The organism is Streptococcus oralis, assembly GCF_016028255.1.
Classification (GTDB): Bacteria; Bacillota; Bacilli; order Lactobacillales; family Streptococcaceae; genus Streptococcus; species Streptococcus oralis_AC.
The window spans coordinates 819,573-841,359 of the sequence record NZ_CP065707.1 but is presented as its reverse complement, the minus strand read 5'-3'; the positions used below and the strand labels follow the sequence as shown (position 1 = coordinate 841,359).

Genomic DNA, 21,787 nt, shown 5'->3' with positions numbered 1-21,787 from the left:
TTTTTCAGACGTTTTCGAAAGATACAGATGAGGACAAGATTATTAACGCTTTGGAACACCCTGTTCTCATACAAAACGGGAAGCCACTATCAACCTTATCATAGTCATTAAACGAAATGCCTTTGATTGTTAGAACTTTGACAATGTCAAAACCAGAATTTTCATAGCTTTAAACATGACAAAAGAGAGAACCAGTCTGATTCCCTCTATGCTTCGTTATATGTCACCCACTACAGTTTCCACTTATTTCCATTCTAATCGGCACTCGACCAAAATTCTGCTCTGCTATACTTGGGTGTCCTAGTCGGTAAATCTGGTCTGCCTTTTGAGTCATAGCATCCCAAGGTTCTTTGCCAATTCGGCTGACTAGATGGATCTGCCCTTTCAGAGACTTGAGATGTTGTCTGCCTTTTTCGGTAAAGCCAAGGACATGGAGGCCTTCTGGCAAGTCACTTTCTCTGGATTGCACCAAGATATAGGTCAAGAGGCGTCTAACACGCGCCTTGGTATAACGCTTGGTCGCAACCGCCTCGACCAATTCTTCCAAAGACTGGGCTGTTTTGATAGCATCCTTGATGCGCACAGCCATTTCTTGATTGACCTGATAGATGGTGGTTAGATCTGGATTTGACAAGATTTGATAGCGTAAGAGTTGAAAATAATCTTCCCAGCTCACTTTACTAGCATTTTCAAAAAGCTCCACAGAAGGCATAAAGCGTTCTAAAAAATCTTGGTCTGATTGATGCTGACGGAGGGCTGTAGCCGAAGCAAATTCCACATCCTTGTCCACAGAGTGATAGTCAGCCCCCTGACGCTGAAGCGGATGGAGTTTGATTCTACGTCCCGCAACCGCCTTAGCATAGGCCAAAGCCAGAACATGATTGGGGGTATTGCCTGAAAAATCAAGACCAGCAAATTCCTTCCACATGGCTTGGGTTTTCTGAGGATAGGAGAGAGAATCAGGCAAATTTTCCACAAAATTCTCCATCTCTCTACCTTGCTCTGTGTATAAGTCAGCGATTTTTTGATAATCTAAAACTTCTTCTGTCCCAAAAGCGAGGCTATCAATACCCAACTGTGCTAAGATATCCACAGCCCCTTGACCAAAGAAATCCGCCGCCTGAACACTGACTAAAAAGGGCAACTCCACTACCAGATCTGCTCCATTTTCAAGCGCCATCTGGGCCCGTGTCCATTTGTCCACGATAGCAGGCTCTCCTCTTTGCATGAAGTTCCCAGACATGGCAACAATTTTCAGCCCTTCAGCCTGATCCAGCAGGTATTTGTGGCCATTATGAAAAGGATTGAACTCCGCGATAATACCTGTGATGATCATGATGTTCTCCTACTTCTGCGCTACAAAAAACCAACGTCTACTGTTTTCTGTTGGTTCCTTGTCCTCAAAGTCCGCATAGAGTTTGAAGGATTTGAAACCAGCCTGTTCCAGCAAAATATCATAGGTCAAGACCTCATAGGTCCGCTCCTCATGCACTTCATCGTGGCGACTAAAGGAACCGTCAGCCTCCTTGATAAAGAAAGTCAACTCATGCACGATGGAGTGAGGAGCTTCGTCCTCGTAGGTGTCCCAAAGCATGGCAAAATCTTCTGCATTTTCATGGTAGGAATAGCCTGAAAAAACCTCATCAGTCTGGTAGGTTGAATGCACATCAAAGATAAAAATGCCATCTTCATTAAGGGCATTATAGACTTCCTTAAAGACATCCCCAACTTCTACCTCATCCTGCATGTAGCAGATAGAGTCAGAGTAGCAAGTCACAAAATCGTATTGACCTGCCTTGGATAAATCCAGCATATTGCCTTCAATAAAAGTAATCTTTTGCTTGGCCGAAGCAGCTCTTTTCTCCGCAATCTTCAGCATATCCGCGCTCAAGTCCAGTCCTGTCACATCAAAACTAGCCTGAGAAAAGCGCACAGACTGGATACCTGTTCCACAAGCCAATTCCAAGAGTTTTTTTCTATCCTTGGTCTTAGGCAAATGACGTAGCGAAAAATCCGTCCATTTATCGTATAAACTATCGTCCATCACAGCATCGTAAACAGCCGCAAAGGTTTCATAAGTTGCCATAGTCATGATACCAAGTCCGCCCGTAATCGGAATGAAAATTAGGAGCTTGGACTTAGGATCCTGATCCAAGCCAAAGCTATCTATTTTTCGACGATTACAGGACGGGTTCAAATCCTTTCTATCACTTTCCTTTTAAAATAAGCAAATAAACCCAGTTGACTGCAACTGAGTTCATCTTCTACGCCAGAGTTTCAGATAAATCTACTGAATCCGCCTCATGCCATAGTTTTTCTAGGTTATAGTGGGCACGCATTTCTTCTGAAAAGATATGCACAACGACACCGCCGAGGTCCAACAAAACCCAGCCTCCAGCTGCATCGCCTTCAATATGGCTACCTTTAAAGCCAGCTTCAGCTACTTTTTCACGGATATTGTCAGCGATAGCGTCCAACTGACGGCTATTCATCGAGCTCGTGATAACAAAGTAGTCTGTCACACTGGTCAAATCTTGTACATCAAGTGCGAGGATATCCTCCGCACGTTTCTCATCAGCCGCTTTCACGACTAGTTCTAGTAATTCTTTTTCGTTCATTTAGTCCTCTTTCAAATAGTGCACAAAGGCGTTATAGGTTTCAAGGGTTTGGGGATAGATGGGAAATCCTTGATGAGCCAAATGCTCCACAGTACGAGCTGTTTCGTAGGCCACTGCCTTATTGAGCGATAAACTTGCAATCTCACGCGCCACATCCACTCCCGGAAAGACACGATTGTGCTCGATATAGTCAGCTACATAGATAACCTTATCAAGATCGGTCATCTGACCCGCTCCGACTGTATGGATTTCAATAGCCCGCAGGATCTCAGAATCTTTCAAATTCAAATCTTCCTGAATCTTGTAGATGCCAACCATCCCATGCCAAACATTATTGCCCCAGTTTTTGAGGTCAGGATCTAGCTGACAACGGTCAATCAAGTCTAGAAATTCCTGGTCTGACAGCTTTTTAGCATAGTCATGAAGAAGTCCTGCTAGTCCTGCTTTCTCGGTATCAACTCCAAAGCGCTGAGCCAGTTCTATGGCCGCACGCTCTACACCCAGACAATGGGTTAAACGTTTTTCAGGTAGAAGCTCTGCCATTTTTTCCAACAAAGCCTCACGGGAGCAGTTGATATAGTCTTGATAGGCCATCAGTAGAGCCCCTCCTTCTCGATGTAGTCTAGCACTGGCTGAGGTAGGAGAAAGTTAGGTTTCCGACCTTGGGCAATGAAGTCACGTACCATGCTGGATGAGATATCCATGAGCGGTACATCCACCCAGATAACTGGATAGGAAGTTCCTGCCTTGTAGCGTGGGCGCTGAACCCCCACAAACTGAACCATGTCGACCAGCCCATCAATACGGTACCATTTAGGCAGATAGTCCACCATATCAGCTCCGATAATGAAGTAATAATCCGTGTCTGGATGTTGCTCTGTCAAAATCTTCATGGTGTCGTAGGTGTAGGAAATGCCCTTGCGCTCTAACTCAATAGTTTCAATGGCTAGACCTTCAATCCCCTCTATCGCCAACTCAAGCATTTTGAGACGATGGTGCTCGGGGATGGTTTCCTTTTTATCTACATGAGGAGGTTGGTATTCAGGCATAAGCAGAACCTGGTCCAGTCCTAACTGTTGTCGTACTTGGTCCGCAACGATAAGATGGGCGTTGTGAACGGGGTTAAAATTTCCCCCTAAAATCCCGACTTGTTTGCGTTTTTTCTCCTTGATTTCTGGCTCCAACTCTACCTTGGTAAAGGGAGTCAATAATTCGATTGCCATAGGCTCGTCTTCCTTTAATTCTCTGTAAAAACAGTTCTTGGAGTAGGTGTTTAGATTTCTTTAACTTTCTTGGAAATCTTGCGATTTTCTTTCTTGCTGGATTGTTTATACAAAATTAAGATGCGTCCGATTTTTTGGACAGTATCTACACCGATTTCTTCTTCTAAAATTTCAGCTACTTCGTGGATGTTTTCGTCTGTGTTTTGCAAGAGCGTGACTTTAATCAATTCGCGAGCGTCAAGAGCTTGACGGACGCTGGTCTTGATTTGGTCGTTGAGACCATTTTTCCCGATTTGGATGATGGGTTTGAGGGTGTGTGCCTGGCTGTTGAGGAAGGCACGTTGTTTTGATGTTAATGACATAATCTTTCTTCCTTTTTTGATAGTTATTTTAGGTGGTGAGGGACGGTCGGAACTAATTTTCCAAAGATTTCATCTTTGAAAAATGGATTTCCTAACCTCACACTTGAGCCTAGGTCTCAAGTGTGCCCCTTGCCAATCTAACGATTGGCAATCACACCACGGCAATAACTATCTTTTTATGAGCTCACTTTGTTCGCTCAGTGATTTTATTTTAAATAATTGCTTTGCGTGTGACGACAGCGACGCCTTCTGGTGCCCAGACGGCGACTTTGGCAGTGCCTGTTACTCGGATCCAGCCTAGTCCTGAGATGACCAGGTCAGTCTTGTCCTTGATATTAAATACATGCTGGACTAGTTTTGGAAAATCTTCTTTTTCCTTACTATTTGGCGGTGTGAGAAGAGTTCCGAGGTGCTTTTCATAAAAGGCACTAGCGCCTTCTAGCTTGGTACGGTGGAGTTTGAGTTCATTGTCAAAGAAGGCTGTGAAGCCTTGTTTTTCTCCTGAAATGAAGTCAAATCGTCCCAAACCACCTAGAAATAGAGTTTGCTCAGGGTTAAGTTGATAGGTTTTAGGCTTGATTTCCTTTTTAGGGCTGACATACTTGAGGTTTTTGGCTGTCAAGTAGTGGGCCATCTGGTGTCGGTGGATAATTCCCGGCGTATCATAGATATAAGATCCGTCGTCAAGCGGAATCTCAATCTTGTCCAAGGTCGTCCCTGGAAAGCGTGAAGTCGTGATGACATTTTGGTCACCAGTGATTTCTTGGATAATAGCGTTGATAAGGGTTGACTTTCCAACGTTGGTCACCCCAACTACGTATACATCACGGCCCTTGCGGTAGTGTTCAATCTTGTCAATGACTTCCTTGATAGCATGCTTATTCTGAGCCGAAGTCAGGACGACATCCACAGGGCGAAGACCTTCTTCGTGGGCACGTTCCATGAGCCACTGGCTAATCTTGCTCGGTTTAACAGACTTGGGCAGGATATCTTTTTTATTTCCGACCAAGAGGACATCATTACCCGATACAAAGCGTGGCAAACCTGGGATGACAGAACCATTAAAGTCAAAAATATCAATGACATTAACCACCAAGGCATCACTATCTCCCACTTCGTGCAAGAGTTTGAGGAAATCATCATCCGTCAACTGGACATCTGTGATTTCATTGTAATGACGGAGACGGAAACAGCGTTGGCAATAGACTTCGCCTGTCTCCAAACCTTTTTCGAGTGCCGACTGGGGAGTAAATCCTAGACCAGCCTTGTCTGTCGTCTGAATGGTTGCTCCACAACCAATACAGAGAATTTCTTCCATAGTTAGATTCCTTTTTTATATGTAATTGGTCCGTACTTTTCAGTAATTTGCTTCATGACACGGCGCTCGCGAGCTCGGTTAATCTGCGTCTTGATCGAGTCGTGTTGGACCAAGGGTTTGACCAAAATCGATCGAATACCTGCACGGTGCGCTGCACGAATATCCGTCATGAGTTGGTCGCCGACCATGACCACTTCATTTTTCTCATAGTGGAATTCCTTCATGGCACGATCAATCCCAAATGTGAAAGGCTTCAAGGCCCAATAAACGTAATCAATCCCAAATTTTTCAACTGCTCGTTGAACCCGTTTTTTGGTATTATTTGAGACCACGATGATGCGGATACCTGCGTCTCGGAGGTCATGTAGCCATTGCTTCATCTCTGGCGTTCCATCAGGGTTGTTCCAAGCAATGAGGGTATTGTCCAAATCGACCAAAACAGCCTTGATCCCCTGCGCCTGCAGGCTTGGGACTGTCAGATCATAGACTGCTTCCACAGCAAAATCTGGCATATAGTTTTCAATCGCCATTCTGGCTCCTTTTCTTTTTAATTTCTAGCAATTTTCTTTAAACATTGGGCTAAGACTGCCCATAAAATGAGACTAGCTATCAAAATATAAATCCAAGCATTCGGTTCATCTGTAAACGGTAAAGGGACATTCATTCCGAAGAATCCTGTAATAACCGCAAGGATAGCTAGCAAAACTGAGATAATTGTCAAAGTTGTCAAATTATCATTTAGATTATTATTCAGGATGTTGTTGTAAGAGGCTGAGAGTTGTTGCAAAACTTGAGAAATCAAGTCTGTCATCGAAACCAACTGATGCGCTTCAATCATAGCATCATCAAACTGCTCTCTTTCTACCTCATTAAGATTGCGATAAAGAGCATGCCCTTGAATGTGTTCCAAGAGGAGACGATTTTGTTTAGCGGCAGCTGTCAGGTAAACCATACCAGTTTCCAAGTCAGAGAGGGCGAAAAGATTTTTTTTAGTTGTTTTTTGACGAAGAAGTGCACTGATTTCATCCTTACTTTTATCCATCTCTTCAATAACTGGATAGTAAGCATTGCTAATAATCTCTAAACTGGCAAAAAGAAATTTGTAGATGGAAATAATTTCATGGCTTTCAAGGTAGGTTGCCATGCGTTTAATCACATAAGTATTCTTGTGATTGCTGATAGTGATCAACCGTTGTTTTTCAACGATAAAGGTCATCGGAATCGCTTCATAATATTCTTTGTCTTTTTCTAAATCAAGAACATTATAAATGAAGGTTACCGTCCCCGTTTCACGGTTATAATCCATGTGGGCTCGTTCATTTCTATCTAGAGCATACTCGATGGTTTCCTTGTCCAATCCATAGATGTCAGAAAGATCTTCCATGTTTTTAATCTTGTCCACATCAAGGTCTATCCAGGTACAATCATGACCTAGTTTTTTCTCTACAAATAGCATACTCTCTCCTTTACCAAACTCTTTCTATTGTACCACAAATCTGCCAAAATAGCAGACCTACTCTGTACGAGAGAAGTTGCTAACAACAGTGATATTTCGGTTGGGAACAAAGTGAAGGGCTTGGTCGTCACTGCGAAGTTGGGTCGTACGGATTCCTACACTGACAACCTTTCCAGATACGGTAATAGGGCCATTTGTGAGGACCACTTCGTCGCCCACATCGAGCTGGCGTTCAAAGAGGATGAAGAAACCATTGATAACATCGGACAGAAAACCTTGTGCACCCATCCCAATGGCAACCCCAGCAATCCCCGCCCCAGCAAGGAGGCTGGAAACTGGCAAGCCCAAAATAGACAAGATACAGTAAATCAAAAAGAAATAAAGGGTGTAGTTAAAGATATTCTCAAGCAAACGAGAGATGGTCTTTTGTCTTCCTGCATCCCGATTTGAGAATTTAAGTGAGGGCTTGACAATCTTTCGTACAGTCGCATGAAGCATCTTTTTAGCTATATAAAATAACAGAAACAAAATTAAAAGAGAAATCAGCTTGGTCAAGAGATTCTCTAATACAGTTGTTAGATCCAATTTATCAAGATAACGTTGAAAAAATTCTTGCATACAAAACTCCTTTTTAGTATTATACCACAAATCATCCCGTTCAAATCCCTCATAAATATTCCGATATTCCCCCAAACTCAAAAAAAGACTTGCCTCAACGGCATATTTATACTATAATCATAAACAATACATTTTGAAGGAGACTATTATGAAAAAAATCATTCGAGCCTGGAACAAGGCCAGCCTCATCAAACGTATCCTAATCGGCATGCTTCTTGGAGCCTCTCTAGGGCTACTTTTTCCTAGTCTGTCGGGGCTCGGCATTCTCGGTGACCTATTCGTTGGGGGTCTGAAAGCCATCGCTCCTGTCTTGGTCTTTACCCTCGTCGCAAATGCCCTCTCACAACATCAAAAAGGGCAAGATACCAATATGAAGACCGTTATTTTTCTCTATCTACTCGGTACCTTTGCAGCTGCCTTGATTGCTGTACTGGCTAGTTTTCTCTTCCCCGTCCAGATTACTCTCAGCAGTGCGAGCACAGAGATTGCCCCACCAGACGGCATCGGTCAAGTTCTCAGCAACCTCCTGCTGAATCTCGTGGACAATCCCCTCAATGCCATCGTCAAAGCCAACTATATTGGAATCCTATCCTGGGCTGTTGTCTTTGGACTTGCTATGAGAGAAGCTAGCAAAAACAGCAAGGAATTGCTCAAAACCATGGCTGATGTAACTTCCAAGATTGTGGAGTGGATTATCAATTTGGCTCCTTTCGGAATTATGGGTTTGGTCTTCAAGACCATCTCTGATAAAGGAATTTCCAGCCTTGCTAACTACGGAATTTTGCTAGGACTCTTGATTGCAACTATGGCTTTTGTGGCCCTTGTCATCAATCCCCTCATTGCCTTTCTCTTTATGAGAAAAAATCCTTACCCCCTTGTTTTTAAATGTTTACGTGTCAGTGGGATTACAGCTTTCTTTACTCGTAGTTCTGCTGCTAATATTCCTGTAAACATGAAACTCTGCCAAGATCTCGGACTCAATCCAGATACCTATTCTGTTTCTATTCCCCTTGGCTCCACTATCAACATGGCTGGCGCAGCCGTAACCATTAACATTCTCACTCTAGCTGCAGTCAATACTCTGGGAATCTCTGTCGACTTTGGTACAGCCTTTGTGCTCAGTGTCGTCGCTGCCATTTCTGCCTGCGGAGCCTCTGGAATTGCTGGTGGATCACTCCTCCTCATTCCCGTCGCTTGTAGTCTATTTGGAATTTCAAATGACGTTGCTATGCAGGTAGTCGGAGTTGGTTTTGTCATCGGTGTCATCCAAGACTCCTGCGAAACTGCCCTGAACTCTTCTACCGACGTCCTCTTTACAGCAGTTGCTGAGTACGCGTCTGCCCGTAAAAAATAGATTTTTTAAGACAAGTCTTCCAAGCCTTGTCTTTTATACTCTCATTCTAGTATTATAGGAAATTCTCATGTCTATCACCCAACGTACGACAAAACTGATCTTAGCGACCTGCCTCGCTTGTTTTCTCGCTTATTTTTTAGACTTATCATCAGCAGTTTCAGCTGGAATTATCGCCCTCTTAAGCCTATCTGACACGCGCAGAAGCACGCTAAAATTAGCCCGTAACCGCCTCTTTTCTATGCTCCTAGCACTCGCTATCGGTGTTCTAGCCTTTCGACTGACAGGCTTTCACATCTGGAGTCTCGGCCTCTATCTGGCTCTCTACGTTCCTTTAGCCTATAAAATGGGTTGGGAAATTGGCATCACCCCTAGCAGTGTCTTGGTCGGCCATCTCTTGATGCAGGAGTCTACCTCTCCAGAGCTCTTGCTTAATGAGATACTCCTCTTTCTCATCGGGACAAGCTTTGCTCTATTGGTCAACCTTTATATGCCCTCTCGTGAGAAAACCATCCAAAACTACCACCTTCAGGTCGAAGAAAAGTTAAAAGATATCCTGCTTCGCTTTAAATACTATCTGTCAAGAGGAGACGGGCGCAATCGCGCCCAACTCGTTGACGAATTAGATGAACTCCTCGATGAAGCCCTCAAACTGGTCTATCTGGACCACTCGGATCACCTCTTTCACCAGACGGACTACCATATCCACTACTTTGAGATGAGACAGCGACAAAGTCGTATCCTGCGAAATATGGCCCAGCAGATCAATACTTGTCACCTAGCCGCAAGTGAAAGTTTGATCTTGGCCCAGCTCTTTTCTAAGATTGCTACCCAGCTAAGCCAGACCAATCCTGCTCACGACCTACTCGATGACATCGAACGTTATCTGCAAGTCTTCCGCAATCGGAGTCTCCCGAAAACACGTGAGGAGTTTGAGACCCGTGCCACCCTCCTGCAGCTACTACGCGAAGCCGAAACCTTCATTCAGGTCAAGGTCGATTTTTATCAGAAATATGGAAACTAGAAAAACCTCAGAAGAATTCATGTAACATGATTTCTCTGAGGTTTTTAATTTACCTTTGACTTCAATTACCTTTACTATATGAAAAAATCCACGAAGCGATATTATTCGCGGACTTTTTCTAGTAAAGCGCTTAGGTAAGCCGCCATAGCGGTTACCGATTGTTAGATTACGACACTGAGTTTTACAAATCGATTTCATTTGTAAAACGTAGTTACGACGGAAAAATCCACGAATCGATACTATTCGTGGATTTTTCCTAGTGAAGCGTTTAGGTAGACCGCCATAGCGGTTACCGTCAAATGACAGCAACTTTATGTTGCTAGTCATTTGTAACGATTCACATCTTCTCTTCCAACTCTACATCTGGATATTTATCCGCAAACCAGCGAAGGGCAAAGTCGTTTTCAAAAAGGAATACTGGTTGGTCAAAACGGTCTTTGGCCAAGATATTGCGGCTTGATGACATGCGCTCGTCTAAGTCCTCAGGCTTAATCCAGCGAACTGTCTTTTTACCCATTGGGCTCATGACCACTTCTGCATTGTACTCGCCTTCCATGCGGTGCTTAAAGACTTCAAACTGGAGTTGACCAACAGCGCCTAGCATGTACTCGCCTGTTTGGTAATTCTTATAAAGCTGAATGGCTCCTTCTTGCACCAATTGCTCGATTCCCTTGTGGAAGGATTTTTGTTTCATGACGTTCTTAGCAGAAACTTTCATGAAAATCTCAGGTGTAAAGGTTGGCAGTGGTTCAAACTCAAACTTGTTTTTTCCAACCGTCAAAGTGTCTCCAACCTGATAAGTCCCTGTATCGTAAACCCCGATAATATCACCTGCCACGGCATTGGTCACATTCTCACGACTTTCCGCCATAAACTGAGTGACATTCGACAGTTTGGCACTCTTCCCAGTACGAGGCAGGTTGACACTCATTCCACGCTCAAATTCACCTGATACGATGCGGACAAAGGCGATACGGTCACGATGACGAGGATCCATGTTAGCTTGGATTTTAAAGACAAACCCTGAGAAATCCTTGTCGTAAGGATCGACAATTTCGCCATCTGTTTTCTTGTGTCCATGTGGCTCTGGAGCAAATTTCAAAAAAGTTTCAAGGAAGGTCTGTACCCCAAAGTTAGTCAGGGCTGATCCGAAGAAGACCGGAGTCAAATCACCTGCGAGAATGGCTTCTTCTGAAAACTCATTTCCTGCTTCATTCAGGAGTTCGATATCCTCTTTTACTTGCTCATAAAATGGGTTACTTCCAAAGAGTTTGTCACCTTCTTCCAAACTGGCAAAACGTTCATCTCCTTTATAAAGTTCTAAACGTTGGTTATAGAGGTCATACAAGCCTTCAAAGGCTTTCCCCATCCCGATTGGCCAGTTCATTGGGTAGCTAGCAATACCTAGGACTTCTTCTAGTTCTTGCAAGAGGTCTAGCGGTTCACGACCGTCACGGTCCAGCTTGTTCATAAAGGTAAAGACGGGAATACCACGGTGTTTCACAACCTCAAACAATTTTTTAGTTTGGGTCTCGATACCCTTGGCAGAGTCCACGACCATGACAGCAGCATCCACCGCCATCAAGGTCCGATAGGTGTCTTCTGAGAAGTCCTCGTGCCCTGGTGTATCTAGGATGTTGACGCGTTTTCCGTCGTAGTCAAACTGCATAACAGATGAGGTTACCGAAATCCCACGTTGTTTCTCAATATCCATCCAGTCAGACTTGGCAAAAGTCCCTGTTTTCTTACCTTTTACGGTACCAGCCTCACGAATCTCGCCCCCGAAGTAGAGCAACTGCTCAGTGATGGTTGTTTTCCCGGCGTCCGGGTGGGAAATAATGGCAAAGGTACGGCGTTTCTTGATTTCTTCTTGAATAGTCATAAGTTCTCTTTCTTTGATTCTCTATTTTTGGTTGTTTCATATAGCTAAGAATGATTTTTACATTGGATTTTACCATTCCTTTCAACTCTCCATTATATCGGATTTTGGGGAGTTTTTCAATTGCTCATCCGATGAAAAAGGTAAACTAGAGCACAGATTGCGCCTGATTTCTCTTTTTCCACCGTTTCTTGAACAAGATATCAAAGAGAACCAGAGCCAGTGAGAGGATGACGGACACAAGAAGGTACTTTATCCATAGAGGAGCATTCGAGATAAATGGTGTATCCCTTAAGAGACCATAATTTCCACCAGTCACCTGATTAACCCCCAACTAGAAAGAGATTGAGAACGAAAGTATAGACTACGATCATATACTTCTTAAGTAAGCTCTTGTCATAGTGATTCATCAAGTAAACCAAGGAATTCACCAAAAGGGCATAGTGCCCAATCAAAAATGAAAAACTGGTGATGTGTGGAAAATCATAGGGGTCAAAAACGGGGTAAACCAAGGCAAATACCGCTCCACTTGCTCCTAAGAGGGCAAAATATTGCTTGCTCCGCCATTTATCTGGTAAGAAAACTACCGCAAACATGGCCAAACGGCAATGATAAAAAGGGAGACTGTTTGAAAATGGAATCTCAAAACCAACATACCAGCTATATAGGGCTAGTAACTGGAGGATCTGAATCCCCTTAAACAAGCGGACAAATTTCGGATTTTTGTGATAAGCAAGTGCCCCATAAATACAAAGCACTAAGAGAAGCATCATGATTCCGTACCAAAAAGGAGGAATGGGAGGAGGAACGGTTTGAAATCTTGTAAAAAAATTATGTAGCATATTTTCTATCCTAACTCATCTTTCGAGGAATTCTTCCTACATTAATCTCTAGTCTCACTCAATTTTTCTTTTAGTTTAACTATTATAGCGAATTAAAAGCGATTTTTCAATTTCTATTTCTTTTCAGTTCGGCTCCCTTATTTATCGGAAAATATGGTAAAATAGAACAGACTAAAAATCATCATTTCACGAAAGGATGCAAGATGAAAATTACGCAAGAAGAGGTAACACACGTTGCCAATCTTTCAAAATTAAAATTCTCTGAAGAAGAAACTGCTGCCTTTGCGACAACCTTGTCTAAAATTGTTGACATGGTTGAATTGCTGGGCGAAGTCGACACAACTGGTGTCGCACCTACTACGACCATGGCTGACCGCAAGACCGTACTCCGCCCTGATGTGGCCGAAGAAGGAACAGACCGTGACCGCTTGTTTAAAAACGTACCTGAAAAAGAAAACTACTATATTAAGGTACCAGCTATCCTAGATGATGGAGGAGATGCCTAATGACTTTTAATAACAAAACGATTGAAGACTTGCACAACCTCCTTGTATCTAAGGAGATTTCAGCTACTGAATTGACACAAGCCACGCTTGAAGATATCAAGTCTCGCGAGAAAGCTATCAATGCTTTTGTCACTATCGCTGAAGAACAAGCCCTTGCTCAAGCTAAAGCCGTTGATGAAGCTGGAATTGACGCGGATAATGTCCTTTCAGGAATTCCACTGGCTGTTAAGGATAATATTTCTACTGACGGCATCCTCACAACTGCAGCCTCAAAAATGCTCTACAACTACGAGCCAATCTTTGATGCGACAGCCGTTGCCAATGCCAAAGCTAAGGGTATGATCGTTGTTGGGAAAACCAACATGGACGAATTTGCCATGGGTGGTTCTGGTGAGACTTCCTACTACGGCGCAACAAAAAATGCTTGGGACCACAGCAAGGTTCCTGGTGGTTCATCAAGCGGTTCTGCTGCAGCTGTAGCTTCAGGGCAAGTCCGCTTGTCACTTGGTTCTGATACGGGTGGTTCCATCCGCCAACCTGCTGCCTTCAACGGGATTGTTGGTCTCAAACCAACCTACGGAACGGTTTCTCGTTTCGGTCTCATTGCCTTCGGTAGCTCATTAGACCAGATTGGACCTTTTGCGCCAACTGTTAAAGAAAATGCCCTCTTGCTTAATGCGATTGCCAGCGAAGATGCTAAAGACTCTACTTCTGCTCCTGTCCGCATCGCTGACTTTACTTCAAAAATCGGCCAAGACATCAAGGGAATGAAAATTGCTTTGCCTAAGGAATACCTTGGTGAAGGGATTGACCCAGAGGTTAAGGAAACCATTCTGAATGCAGCCAAACACTTTGAAAAGCTTGGTGCCATCGTTGAAGAAGTCAGCCTTCCTCACTCTAAATACGGTGTTGCCGTTTACTACATCATCGCTTCATCAGAAGCATCCTCAAACTTGCAACGCTTTGACGGTATCCGTTACGGCTACCGCGCAGAGGATGCGACGAATCTTGATGAAATCTATGTAAACAGCCGTAGCCAAGGTTTCGGTGAAGAAGTAAAACGCCGTATCATGCTAGGAACTTTCAGCCTTTCATCAGGTTACTATGATGCCTACTATAAGAAAGCTGGTCAGGTCCGTACCCTCATCATCCAAGATTTCGAAAAAGTCTTTGCGGATTACGACTTGATTTTGGGACCAACTGCTCCAAGCGTTGCCTATGATTTGGACTCACTCAACCACGACCCCGTTGCCATGTACTTGGCTGACCTTTTGACCATCCCAGTCAACTTAGCAGGTCTCCCAGGAATTTCAATTCCTGCTGGATTTGCTCAAGGTCTACCAGTCGGTCTCCAATTGATCGGTCCTAAGTACTCTGAGGAAACCATTTACCAAGCTGCTGCTGCCTTTGAAGCAACAACAGACTACCACAAACAACAACCCGTGATTTTTGGAGGTGACAACTAATGAACTTTGAAACAGTCATTGGACTTGAAGTCCACGTAGAGCTCAACACCAATTCAAAAATCTTCTCACCAACTTCTGCTCACTTTGGAAATGACCAAAATGCCAACACCAACGTGATTGACTGGTCTTTCCCAGGAGTACTTCCGGTTCTCAATAAAGGGGTTGTCGATGCTGGTATCAAGGCCGCTCTTGCCCTCAACATGGACATCCACAAAAAGATGCACTTCGACCGCAAGAACTACTTCTACCCTGATAATCCAAAAGCCTACCAAATTTCTCAGTTTGATGAGCCAATCGGCTACAACGGCTGGATTGAAGTGGAGCTAGAAGACGGTACGACCAAGAAAATCGGTATCGAGCGCGCTCACTTGGAAGAAGATGCTGGTAAAAACACCCACGGTACAGATGGCTACTCTTATGTTGACCTCAATCGCCAAGGGGTGCCATTGATTGAGATTGTTTCTGAAGCCGACATGCGTTCGCCAGAAGAAGCCTATGCTTATCTGACTGCCCTCAAGGAAGTCATCCAGTACGCTGGCATTTCAGACGTTAAGATGGAAGAAGGTTCCATGCGTGTGGATGCCAACATTTCGCTTCGCCCTTATGGTCAAGAGAAATTCGGTACCAAGACTGAGTTGAAAAACCTCAACTCCTTCTCTAACGTCCGTAAGGGGCTTGAATACGAAGTCCAACGACAAGCTGAAATCCTTCGCTCAGGTGGTCAAATCCGCCAAGAAACACGCCGTTACGATGAAGCTAACAAAGCAACTATCCTCATGCGTGTCAAAGAAGGTGCTGCTGACTACCGCTACTTCCCAGAACCAGACCTACCACTCTTTGAAATCTCAGATGAGTGGATTGAGGAAATGCGCACAGAATTGCCAGAATTTCCAAAAGAACGCCGTGCTCGCTACGTTGCTGACCTTGGCTTGTCAGACTACGACGCTAGCCAGTTAACTGCAAACAAAGTCACTTCTGACTTCTTTGAAAAAGCTGTTGCCCTAGGTGGCGATGCCAAACAAGTCTCTAACTGGCTCCAAGGCGAAGTCGCTCAGTTCTTGAATGCTGAAGGCAAAACACTGGAACAAATCGAATTGACACCAGAAAACTTGGTAGAAATGATTGCCATCATCGAAGACGGCACTATCTCTTCTAAGATCGCCAAGAAAGTCTTTGTCCACCTAGCTAAAAATGGCGGTGGCGCGCGTGAATACGTGGAAAAAGCAGGCTTGGTACAAATCTCAGATCCAAATATTCTGATTCCAATCATTCACCAAGTCTTCGCAGATAATGAAGCAGCCGTTGCCGACTTCAAATCAGGTAAACGCAACGCAGACAAGGCCTTCACAGGCTTCCTCATGAAGGCAACCAAAGGACAAGCCAACCCACAAGTTGCCCTTAAACTACTCGCCCAGGAATTGGCCAAGTTGAAAGAAAACTAGATAGAAAAAAACCAGCCCTAAGGTTGGTTTTTTCTTCTCTACCAACTCCCAATAACTATTTTGGCTTTATTTCCAGAGTATTTTATGGTAAAATGAAGAGTAATAATATTTATTAAAGAGGTAAAAACATGATTGAAGCAAGTAAATTAAAAGCTGGTATGACCTTTGAAACAGCTGACGGAAAATTGATCCGCGTTTTGGAAGCTAGCCACCACAAACCAGGTAAAGGAAACACGATCATGCGTATGAAATTGCGTGATGTCCGTACTGGTTCTACATTTGACACAAGCTACCGTCCAGAGGAAAAATTTGAACAAGCTATCATCGAGACTGTCCCAGCTCAATACTTGTACAAAATGGATGAAACTGCCTACTTCATGAACACTGAAACTTACGACCAATACGAAATCCCTGTAGTCAACGTTGAAAACGAGTTGCTTTACATCCTTGAAAACTCAGAAGTGAAGATTCAATTCTACGGAACTGAAGTAATCGGTGTAACTGTACCAACTACTGTTGAATTGACAGTTGCAGAAACTCAACCATCTATCAAAGGTGCTACTGTTACAGGTTCTGGTAAACCAGCAACGATGGAAACTGGACTTGTCGTAAACGTTCCAGACTTCATCGAAGCAGGACAAAAACTCGTTATCAACACTGCAGAAGGAACTTACGTTTCTCGTGCCTAATCTCTAGAAAGAGGTCATTCTATGGGAATTGAAGAACAACTTGGCGAAATCGTTATCGCCCCACGTGTACTTGAAAAAATCATTGCTATTGCTACTGCAAAAGTAGAGGGTGTACACTCTTTTTCAAACAAATCAGTATCTGACACCCTTTCAAAACTTTCGCTCGGCCGCGGTGTTTATCTTAAAAACGTGGACGAAGAACTCACAGCTGATATCTACCTCTACCTTGAGTACGGAGTAAAAGTTCCTAAGGTAGCTGTTGCTATCCAAAAAGCTGTCAAAGATGCAGTCCGCAATATGGCTGATGTAGAACTCGCTGCTATCAATATCCACGTTGCAGGTATCGTTCCAGATAAAACACCAAAACCAGACTTGAAAGACTTGTTTGATGAGGATTTCCTCAATGACTAGTCCACTATTAGAATCTAGACGTGAGCTCCGTAAATGCGCTTTTCAAGCTCTCATGAGCCTTGAGTTCGGTACAGATGTCGAAACTGCTTGTCGTTTCGCCTACACACACGATCGTGAAGATACGGATGTGCAACTTCCAGCCTTTTTGACAGAGCTAGTTTCTGGTGTTCAGGCTAAAAAGGAAGAACTAGACAAGCAAATCACACAGCATTTAAAAGCAGGTTGGACCATTGAACGCTTAACTCTGGTGGAAAGAAACCTCCTTCGCTTGGGAGTCTTTGAAATCACTTCATTTGACACCCCTCAGCTAGTTGCTGTTAATGAAGCTATCGAGCTTGCAAAGAACTTCTCAGATCAAAAGTCTGCCCGTTTTATCAATGGACTGCTCAGCCAGTTTGTAACAGAAGAACAGTGAATAGAAAAAGTGTTTGATATTTGTCAAACACTTTTTTCTTTATTTCCTACTATCTAAAAAAATAATAATAGATATAATTGTAAATAAAAATCCAGATAGGTTTTGCATGGTTGAGAAAGTTGAAAAAACTATGGCAGAGGATGGTCAATCGAAGATTGTCTGTAGAACGATAGACAAGAGCGAAAAAGAGACCAATCAAACTATAATATAATAAACTAATTGGGTCTCTGTGAGATAGGATCAAATGACTAAGCCCAAAGATAAGGCCTGATAAGATGACATCTAAATAGTACTTTGACTTAGGAAAGAAGGTGTTCATAAAATACCCACGATCAAGCGTCTCTTCCAAAATAGGACCAATAACGACTGTTAAGATAAAACTAAGAACTGTAGATAGAAAAGCTGGTTGCCCATTGGAGTATAGAATCGAAAGAAGATCTTGAAAGATATACTTGTTATCAATTAGATGATGAAACTGTAACTGAAAAGCATCTACCAATTGACGATCAAAATAAGTAGCCACTAGACCAACTACAAGGTAAAAGAATCTTGACTTCTTTGAACTCTTTTTTTCAAAAATATAGAGCATCTCTTTCTTTTTGAGCCAGTAGATAAATATTAGCAAGAGAGCTATTACTTCAACTGTTAAAAAGATAGAATAGCCATCTATCCCCCATCCTAAAAACTTAGTTAGATGCATAATCCCTAACTCTGGTAGATAAACCGATAGAAATACCAGTAAGATAAAGACCCCCAAATGCCCTAGTTTTTTCATACTTACACCTTTAATTTATTAATAGCCAATACCATAAGCACGTCTAGTCGCATGAGTCAGTATTGTACTCCATTCTGTCGCTAAACTATATGCATATGGCGAATCCCAATGTCTATCATCAACCAACCAAATCATGCCACTACCTGAAGTTTGCTCTAAGTCCTCAGTTGAAAGAACTGTAAATGTTTCTGTACCTGTCATATTAAGTACCTTCTTAAAATATTGTTGTAGGCTCACATCTACAGTATACTTCTTTTTTATCTATTTTATTAGTCTTCTCCTCAACTATCAATTTTTCGTCCTAAATTGCATTTTTCCATAAAAAATGAGACCTTTCTAGTCTCATTTAGTCATTCTTAGTATTTTCTAAACCGTTGGTAACGTTCTTCGATAAGTTGGTCAAGTGGTAGTTCTTGCAACCTATCTAGTTCTGCACGCAATTCATTTTTAACGAAACCTAGCAGTTCTTTACTTGACAGCCCTGCTTCTGAGATTACCTTGTCTACGATTCTCATTTCTAGGAGTTCGTGGGATGTGATCTTCATCAACTCTGCCGCCTCCATGGCACGACTCCCATCCTTCCAAAGGATAGAGGCAAAGCCTTCAGGGCTAAGTACTGCATAGATTGAGTTCTCTAACATCCAGACACGGTCAGCTACGGCTAGTGCTAATGCACCTCCAGATCCTCCTTCGCCGATAATAATCGCGATGATTGGAACCTTGAGGTCACTCATTTCCATCAGGTTTCGAGCAATTGCTTCACCTTGTCCACGTTCCTCAGCTCCAACACCTGGGTAAGCACCCGCCGTATTGATAAAGGTCACAACTGGACGACCAAACTTTTCTGCCTGTTTCATCAGGCGAAGAGCCTTACGATAGCCTTCTGGATGTGGTTGGCCGAAATTCCGTTTGAGGTTGTCATGAAGACTCTTCCCCTTTTGGATACCAACGACAGTTACTGCTTGTTCACCTAACCAGCCAATTCCACCAAAGACCGCACCATCATCGCGGAAAGAGCGATCTCCATGCAATTCGATAAACTCGTCAAAGATTCCATTGGCAAAATCAAGTGCAGTCAAACGACTCTGCTCGCGTGCCTCTCTGACTATTTTTGCAATATTCATCCGCGACTTCCTCCATGCAATCTTACTAATTTAGCAATTGTTTCAGGCAATTCTCTCCGTTTAACAATTGCATCAACAAATCCATGTTCAAGTAGAAATTCTGCCTTTTGGAAGTCATCCGGCAAGGTCTCACGAACTGTATTTTCGATAACACGACGCCCTGCAAAACCAACCAAACTCTGTGGCTCCGCTAGGATAATATCACCCTCCATAGCAAAAGAAGCAGTCACCCCACCTGTTGTCGGATCGGTTAAAATAGTTAGGTAAAAAAGTCCTGCCTTGGAATGACGTTGAACCGCCGCAGAAATTTTAGCCATCTGCATCAGGCTCATGATTCCTTCTTGCATACGGGCTCCACCAGAAGCTGTGAAGAGTACGACTGGCAAGTTTTCTACCGTTGCATACTCAAACAAGCGCGTGATTTTTTCACCCACAACGGTTCCCATAGAAGCCATGATAAAGTTAGAATCCATGATCCCAAGGGCAACTTTTTGCCCCTTGATGCTAGCTGTACCAGTTAGTACTGCTTCATCCAAACCTGTCTTTTCACGCATAGTAGCTAGTTTTTTCTGGTAGCCAGGAAAGTTTAATGGATCTTGAGTTTCAATACCTGTAAACATCTCCACAAAACTACCAGAATCAATCGTCAAATCCAAGCGTTCCTGAGCTGAAATACGGAAAGTATAGCTACAATGGGGACAAATTCGTTCGCTCCCAAGATCCTTTTGGTAAATGGTGTGTTTACAACCAGGACACTGGGAGAAGAGTTCATCCGGAACCTCAGGCTTGGCTTGTGGTTTCTGCCTTACGGAACGGTTAGGATTGATCCGAATATACTTATCCTTTTTACTAAATAGAGCCATAACTCCCCCTTTTAGTTCTCATACTCTTTGAAAGTCTATTCTTTTTCTTGGTATTTTGGCAAGAAAGTTTCCATCAAGAAGGAAGTATCGTAGTCACCAGCGATAACTCGGCGGTCTGAAATCAGATCCAACTGGAAGTCTGCATTGGTTTGCACTCCTTCAATATCAAGTTCATAAAGTGCCCGTTGCATCTTCATCAAGGCATCAAAACGATTCTCCCCATGAACAATGATTTTGGCAATCATACTATCATAGTAAGGAGGAATGGTATAGCCTGGATAAACTGCTGAGTCCACGCGCAAGCCAACTCCACCACTTGGTAGATAAAGATTGGTAATTTTACCTGGGCTTGGAGCAAAGTTAAATGCTGGATTTTCCGCATTGATCCTGCACTCGATAGCATGACCTCGTAGGACGATATCTTCTTGTTTGAAAGGTAAAGGTTGCCCGGCAGCAATGCGAATCTGTTCCTTCACGATATCAACACCTGAAACAAACTCTGTGACTGGGTGTTCCACTTGCACACGAGTATTCATTTCCATGAAGTAGAAATTGCCACTCGCTTCATCGAGAAGAAATTCAATCGTCCCTGCATTTTCATAGCCTACAGACTCTGCTGCACGAACGGCCGCAGCACCAATTTCATTACGAAGTGTTTTGCCAATCGCAATGGACGGACTTTCTTCTAAGACCTTTTGGTTATTCCGTTGGAGTGAACAGTCCCGTTCTCCTAGATGGACAACATGCCCCTCTTGATCCGCAAGGATCTGAACTTCGATATGACGAGCTGGATAAATCACACGCTCAAGATACATTGCGCCATTTCCAAAATTGGCCTTAGCTTCACTGGATGCTGTTTCAAAGGCTGCGACCAAGTCTTCTGCCTTTTCAACCTTACGAATCCCTTTTCCACCACCACCTGCCGATGCTTTTAGCATGACTGGATAACCAATTTTTTCTGCAACTGCAAGGGCTTCTTCAGCCGTGTGAACTTCACCATCAGATCCTGGGATAACTGGAACCCCAGCCTTGATCATTTGCTCACGCGCATTGATCTTATCTCCCATGGTATCCATTACAGCGCCAGAAGGGCCGATAAACTTAATCCCCACTTCATCACACATCGTGGCAAACTTGGAGTTTTCGCTAAGAAAACCAAAACCTGGGTGGATGGCTTCTGCTTCAGTCAAGACTGCAGCAGATAAAATAGCGTTGATATTGAGATAAGACTCTGTCGCCTTACCAGGTCCGATACAGATAGCTTCATCCGCTAGGAGTGTGTGAAGGGCTTCCTTATCAGCAGTTGAATAAACTGCTACGGTTGCAATGCCCAATTCACGCGCAGCTCGAATAATGCGAACCGCAATCTCACCACGGTTGGCAATCAAAATTTTACGAAACATGG

The 21,787-nt window shown here is 43.4% G+C and carries 24 protein-coding genes and 2 pseudogenes; 9 read left to right on the top strand and 17 right to left on the bottom strand.

Annotation, left to right across the window (positions count from 1 at the left end):
* Positions 1-38 precede the first annotated feature (38 nt).
* A pseudogene (locus I6G42_RS10295) lies at positions 39-208 on the top strand (ISL3 family transposase); the annotation flags it as partial.
* Between the two features lie 15 nt (positions 209-223).
* Here the strand turns inward: I6G42_RS10295 and I6G42_RS04200 are convergent.
* The 10 genes from I6G42_RS04200 to I6G42_RS04155 all read right to left on the bottom strand — a co-directional run bounded on the left by I6G42_RS04200 (position 224) and on the right by I6G42_RS04155 (position 7,595).
* Positions 224-1,336: a nucleotidyltransferase gene (locus I6G42_RS04200; protein WP_038804070.1), complete on the bottom strand. Its 1,113-nt coding sequence runs from the start codon at positions 1,334-1,336 to the stop codon at positions 224-226.
* A 9-nt stretch (positions 1,337-1,345) separates the two neighbouring features.
* Entirely contained in the window at positions 1,346-2,086 is a 741-nt protein-coding gene (locus tag I6G42_RS04195; protein WP_038804182.1) for a class I SAM-dependent DNA methyltransferase, read from the bottom strand.
* A 178-nt stretch (positions 2,087-2,264) separates the two neighbouring features.
* A complete protein-coding gene (gene rsfS, locus I6G42_RS04190; protein WP_038804071.1) occupies positions 2,265-2,618 on the bottom strand; it encodes a ribosome silencing factor in 354 nt (117 codons plus the stop codon).
* Positions 2,619-3,212, bottom strand: coding sequence for a bis(5'-nucleosyl)-tetraphosphatase (symmetrical) YqeK (gene yqeK / locus I6G42_RS04185; RefSeq protein ID WP_038804072.1), 594 nt, complete (start codon positions 3,210-3,212; stop codon positions 2,619-2,621). It abuts the gene before it with no gap.
* Complete coding sequence (locus I6G42_RS04180) at positions 3,212-3,841, bottom strand: nicotinate-nucleotide adenylyltransferase (RefSeq protein WP_038804073.1); 630 nt, start codon at positions 3,839-3,841, stop codon at positions 3,212-3,214. The genes yqeK and I6G42_RS04180 overlap by 1 nt, the downstream gene beginning before the upstream one ends.
* Positions 3,842-3,891: 50 nt before the next feature.
* Positions 3,892-4,203, bottom strand: coding sequence for a ribosome assembly RNA-binding protein YhbY (gene yhbY / locus I6G42_RS04175; RefSeq protein ID WP_000060171.1), 312 nt, complete (start codon positions 4,201-4,203; stop codon positions 3,892-3,894).
* 211 nt (positions 4,204-4,414) lie between these two features.
* Positions 4,415-5,521: a ribosome biogenesis GTPase YqeH gene (gene yqeH / locus I6G42_RS04170; protein WP_038804074.1), complete on the bottom strand. Its 1,107-nt coding sequence runs from the start codon at positions 5,519-5,521 to the stop codon at positions 4,415-4,417.
* 2 nt (positions 5,522-5,523) lie between these two features.
* On the bottom strand, positions 5,524-6,051 hold the full coding sequence (locus tag I6G42_RS04165) for a YqeG family HAD IIIA-type phosphatase (RefSeq protein ID WP_006153778.1): 528 nt from the start codon (positions 6,049-6,051) through the stop codon (positions 5,524-5,526).
* A 17-nt stretch (positions 6,052-6,068) separates the two neighbouring features.
* Entirely contained in the window at positions 6,069-6,977 is a 909-nt protein-coding gene (locus tag I6G42_RS04160) for a magnesium transporter CorA family protein (RefSeq protein ID WP_038804075.1), read from the bottom strand.
* Positions 6,978-7,034: 57 nt separating this feature from the next.
* Positions 7,035-7,595 carry a mechanosensitive ion channel family protein gene (locus I6G42_RS04155; protein ID WP_038804076.1) on the bottom strand — a complete coding sequence of 187 codons (561 nt, stop codon included), beginning with the start codon at positions 7,593-7,595 and terminating at the stop codon, positions 7,035-7,037.
* Positions 7,596-7,743: 148 nt separating this feature from the next.
* On the opposite strand from I6G42_RS04155, the gene sstT reads away from it, so the two are divergent.
* A complete protein-coding gene (sstT, locus tag I6G42_RS04150) occupies positions 7,744-8,949 on the top strand; it encodes a serine/threonine transporter SstT (protein WP_038804077.1) in 1,206 nt (401 codons plus the stop codon).
* Between the two features lie 67 nt (positions 8,950-9,016).
* Positions 9,017-9,970 (top strand): aromatic acid exporter family protein, encoded by a 954-nt coding sequence (locus I6G42_RS04145; protein WP_038804078.1) that lies wholly within the window; start codon positions 9,017-9,019, stop codon positions 9,968-9,970.
* Between the two features lie 337 nt (positions 9,971-10,307).
* On the opposite strand, the gene I6G42_RS04140 is transcribed toward I6G42_RS04145, so the two are convergent.
* Together I6G42_RS04140 and I6G42_RS04135 are read right to left on the bottom strand one after the other, a co-directional pair.
* Positions 10,308-11,852, bottom strand: coding sequence for a peptide chain release factor 3 (locus tag I6G42_RS04140; protein WP_038804079.1), 1,545 nt, complete (start codon positions 11,850-11,852; stop codon positions 10,308-10,310).
* A gap of 145 nt (positions 11,853-11,997) precedes the next feature.
* Positions 11,998-12,691: pseudogene (locus tag I6G42_RS04135) on the bottom strand (TIGR02206 family membrane protein).
* A gap of 203 nt (positions 12,692-12,894) precedes the next feature.
* Here I6G42_RS04135 and gatC point away from each other — a divergent pair.
* The 6 genes from gatC (at position 12,895) to nusB (ending at position 17,620) form a co-directional block, all read left to right on the top strand.
* Positions 12,895-13,197 carry an Asp-tRNA(Asn)/Glu-tRNA(Gln) amidotransferase subunit GatC gene (gatC, locus tag I6G42_RS04130; protein ID WP_000705412.1) on the top strand — a complete coding sequence of 101 codons (303 nt, stop codon included), beginning with the start codon at positions 12,895-12,897 and terminating at the stop codon, positions 13,195-13,197.
* Complete coding sequence (gene gatA, locus I6G42_RS04125) at positions 13,197-14,663, top strand: Asp-tRNA(Asn)/Glu-tRNA(Gln) amidotransferase subunit GatA (protein WP_038804080.1); 1,467 nt, start codon at positions 13,197-13,199, stop codon at positions 14,661-14,663. The genes gatC and gatA overlap by 1 nt, the downstream gene beginning before the upstream one ends.
* A complete protein-coding gene (gene gatB, locus I6G42_RS04120) occupies positions 14,663-16,105 on the top strand; it encodes an Asp-tRNA(Asn)/Glu-tRNA(Gln) amidotransferase subunit GatB (protein WP_038804081.1) in 1,443 nt (480 codons plus the stop codon). The genes gatA and gatB overlap by 1 nt, the downstream gene beginning before the upstream one ends.
* 128 nt (positions 16,106-16,233) lie before the next feature.
* Complete coding sequence (efp, locus tag I6G42_RS04115; protein WP_038804082.1) at positions 16,234-16,794, top strand: elongation factor P; 561 nt, start codon at positions 16,234-16,236, stop codon at positions 16,792-16,794.
* A gap of 21 nt (positions 16,795-16,815) precedes the next feature.
* Complete coding sequence (locus I6G42_RS04110; RefSeq protein ID WP_000510583.1) at positions 16,816-17,205, top strand: Asp23/Gls24 family envelope stress response protein; 390 nt, start codon at positions 16,816-16,818, stop codon at positions 17,203-17,205.
* The gene (gene nusB, locus I6G42_RS04105) at positions 17,198-17,620 is read left to right on the top strand and encodes a transcription antitermination factor NusB (protein WP_000203645.1); all 423 of its coding nucleotides are present in this window, start codon (positions 17,198-17,200) and stop codon (positions 17,618-17,620) included. Before I6G42_RS04110 ends, nusB begins: the two co-directional genes overlap by 8 nt.
* Before the next feature lie 49 nt (positions 17,621-17,669).
* On the opposite strand, the gene I6G42_RS04100 is transcribed toward nusB, so the two are convergent.
* From I6G42_RS04100 to accC, 5 genes are all read right to left on the bottom strand, one after another.
* A complete protein-coding gene (locus tag I6G42_RS04100; RefSeq protein WP_038804083.1) occupies positions 17,670-18,395 on the bottom strand; it encodes a CPBP family intramembrane glutamic endopeptidase in 726 nt (241 codons plus the stop codon).
* A gap of 18 nt (positions 18,396-18,413) precedes the next feature.
* On the bottom strand, positions 18,414-18,596 hold the full coding sequence (locus I6G42_RS04095) for a hypothetical protein (RefSeq protein WP_038804084.1): 183 nt from the start codon (positions 18,594-18,596) through the stop codon (positions 18,414-18,416).
* A 155-nt stretch (positions 18,597-18,751) separates the two neighbouring features.
* Complete coding sequence (locus I6G42_RS04090) at positions 18,752-19,519, bottom strand: acetyl-CoA carboxylase carboxyl transferase subunit alpha (RefSeq protein WP_038804085.1); 768 nt, start codon at positions 19,517-19,519, stop codon at positions 18,752-18,754.
* Positions 19,516-20,382, bottom strand: coding sequence for an acetyl-CoA carboxylase, carboxyltransferase subunit beta (gene accD / locus I6G42_RS04085; RefSeq protein WP_001173379.1), 867 nt, complete (start codon positions 20,380-20,382; stop codon positions 19,516-19,518). Before accD ends, I6G42_RS04090 begins: the two co-directional genes overlap by 4 nt.
* 35 nt (positions 20,383-20,417) lie before the next feature.
* Positions 20,418-21,785 (bottom strand): acetyl-CoA carboxylase biotin carboxylase subunit, encoded by a 1,368-nt coding sequence (accC, locus tag I6G42_RS04080; RefSeq protein ID WP_000488665.1) that lies wholly within the window; start codon positions 21,783-21,785, stop codon positions 20,418-20,420.
* Positions 21,786-21,787: the final 2 nt, after the last annotated feature.

Coding starts and splice junctions, on each gene's coding strand:
- I6G42_RS04200 (WP_038804070.1), bottom strand. CDS start 1,336: ATGATCATCACAGGTATTATCGCGGAGTTCAATCCTTTTCATAATGGC.
- I6G42_RS04195 (WP_038804182.1), bottom strand. CDS start 2,086: ATGGCAACTTATGAAACCTTTGCGGCTGTTTACGATGCTGTGATGGAC.
- rsfS (WP_038804071.1), bottom strand. CDS start 2,618: ATGAACGAAAAAGAATTACTAGAACTAGTCGTGAAAGCGGCTGATGAG.
- yqeK (WP_038804072.1), bottom strand. CDS start 3,212: ATGGCCTATCAAGACTATATCAACTGCTCCCGTGAGGCTTTGTTGGAA.
- I6G42_RS04180 (WP_038804073.1), bottom strand. CDS start 3,841: ATGGCAATCGAATTATTGACTCCCTTTACCAAGGTAGAGTTGGAGCCA.
- yhbY (WP_000060171.1), bottom strand. CDS start 4,203: ATGTCATTAACATCAAAACAACGTGCCTTCCTCAACAGCCAGGCACAC.
- yqeH (WP_038804074.1), bottom strand. CDS start 5,521: ATGGAAGAAATTCTCTGTATTGGTTGTGGAGCAACCATTCAGACGACA.
- I6G42_RS04165 (WP_006153778.1), bottom strand. CDS start 6,051: ATGGCGATTGAAAACTATATGCCAGATTTTGCTGTGGAAGCAGTCTAT.
- I6G42_RS04160 (WP_038804075.1), bottom strand. CDS start 6,977: ATGCTATTTGTAGAGAAAAAACTAGGTCATGATTGTACCTGGATAGAC.
- I6G42_RS04155 (WP_038804076.1), bottom strand. CDS start 7,595: ATGCAAGAATTTTTTCAACGTTATCTTGATAAATTGGATCTAACAACT.
- sstT (WP_038804077.1), top strand. CDS start 7,744: ATGAAAAAAATCATTCGAGCCTGGAACAAGGCCAGCCTCATCAAACGT.
- I6G42_RS04145 (WP_038804078.1), top strand. CDS start 9,017: ATGTCTATCACCCAACGTACGACAAAACTGATCTTAGCGACCTGCCTC.
- I6G42_RS04140 (WP_038804079.1), bottom strand. CDS start 11,852: ATGACTATTCAAGAAGAAATCAAGAAACGCCGTACCTTTGCCATTATT.
- gatC (WP_000705412.1), top strand. CDS start 12,895: ATGAAAATTACGCAAGAAGAGGTAACACACGTTGCCAATCTTTCAAAA.
- gatA (WP_038804080.1), top strand. CDS start 13,197: ATGACTTTTAATAACAAAACGATTGAAGACTTGCACAACCTCCTTGTA.
- gatB (WP_038804081.1), top strand. CDS start 14,663: ATGAACTTTGAAACAGTCATTGGACTTGAAGTCCACGTAGAGCTCAAC.
- efp (WP_038804082.1), top strand. CDS start 16,234: ATGATTGAAGCAAGTAAATTAAAAGCTGGTATGACCTTTGAAACAGCT.
- I6G42_RS04110 (WP_000510583.1), top strand. CDS start 16,816: ATGGGAATTGAAGAACAACTTGGCGAAATCGTTATCGCCCCACGTGTA.
- nusB (WP_000203645.1), top strand. CDS start 17,198: ATGACTAGTCCACTATTAGAATCTAGACGTGAGCTCCGTAAATGCGCT.
- I6G42_RS04100 (WP_038804083.1), bottom strand. CDS start 18,395: ATGAAAAAACTAGGGCATTTGGGGGTCTTTATCTTACTGGTATTTCTA.
- I6G42_RS04095 (WP_038804084.1), bottom strand. CDS start 18,596: ATGACAGGTACAGAAACATTTACAGTTCTTTCAACTGAGGACTTAGAG.
- I6G42_RS04090 (WP_038804085.1), bottom strand. CDS start 19,519: ATGAATATTGCAAAAATAGTCAGAGAGGCACGCGAGCAGAGTCGTTTG.
- accD (WP_001173379.1), bottom strand. CDS start 20,382: ATGGCTCTATTTAGTAAAAAGGATAAGTATATTCGGATCAATCCTAAC.
- accC (WP_000488665.1), bottom strand. CDS start 21,785: ATGTTTCGTAAAATTTTGATTGCCAACCGTGGTGAGATTGCGGTTCGC.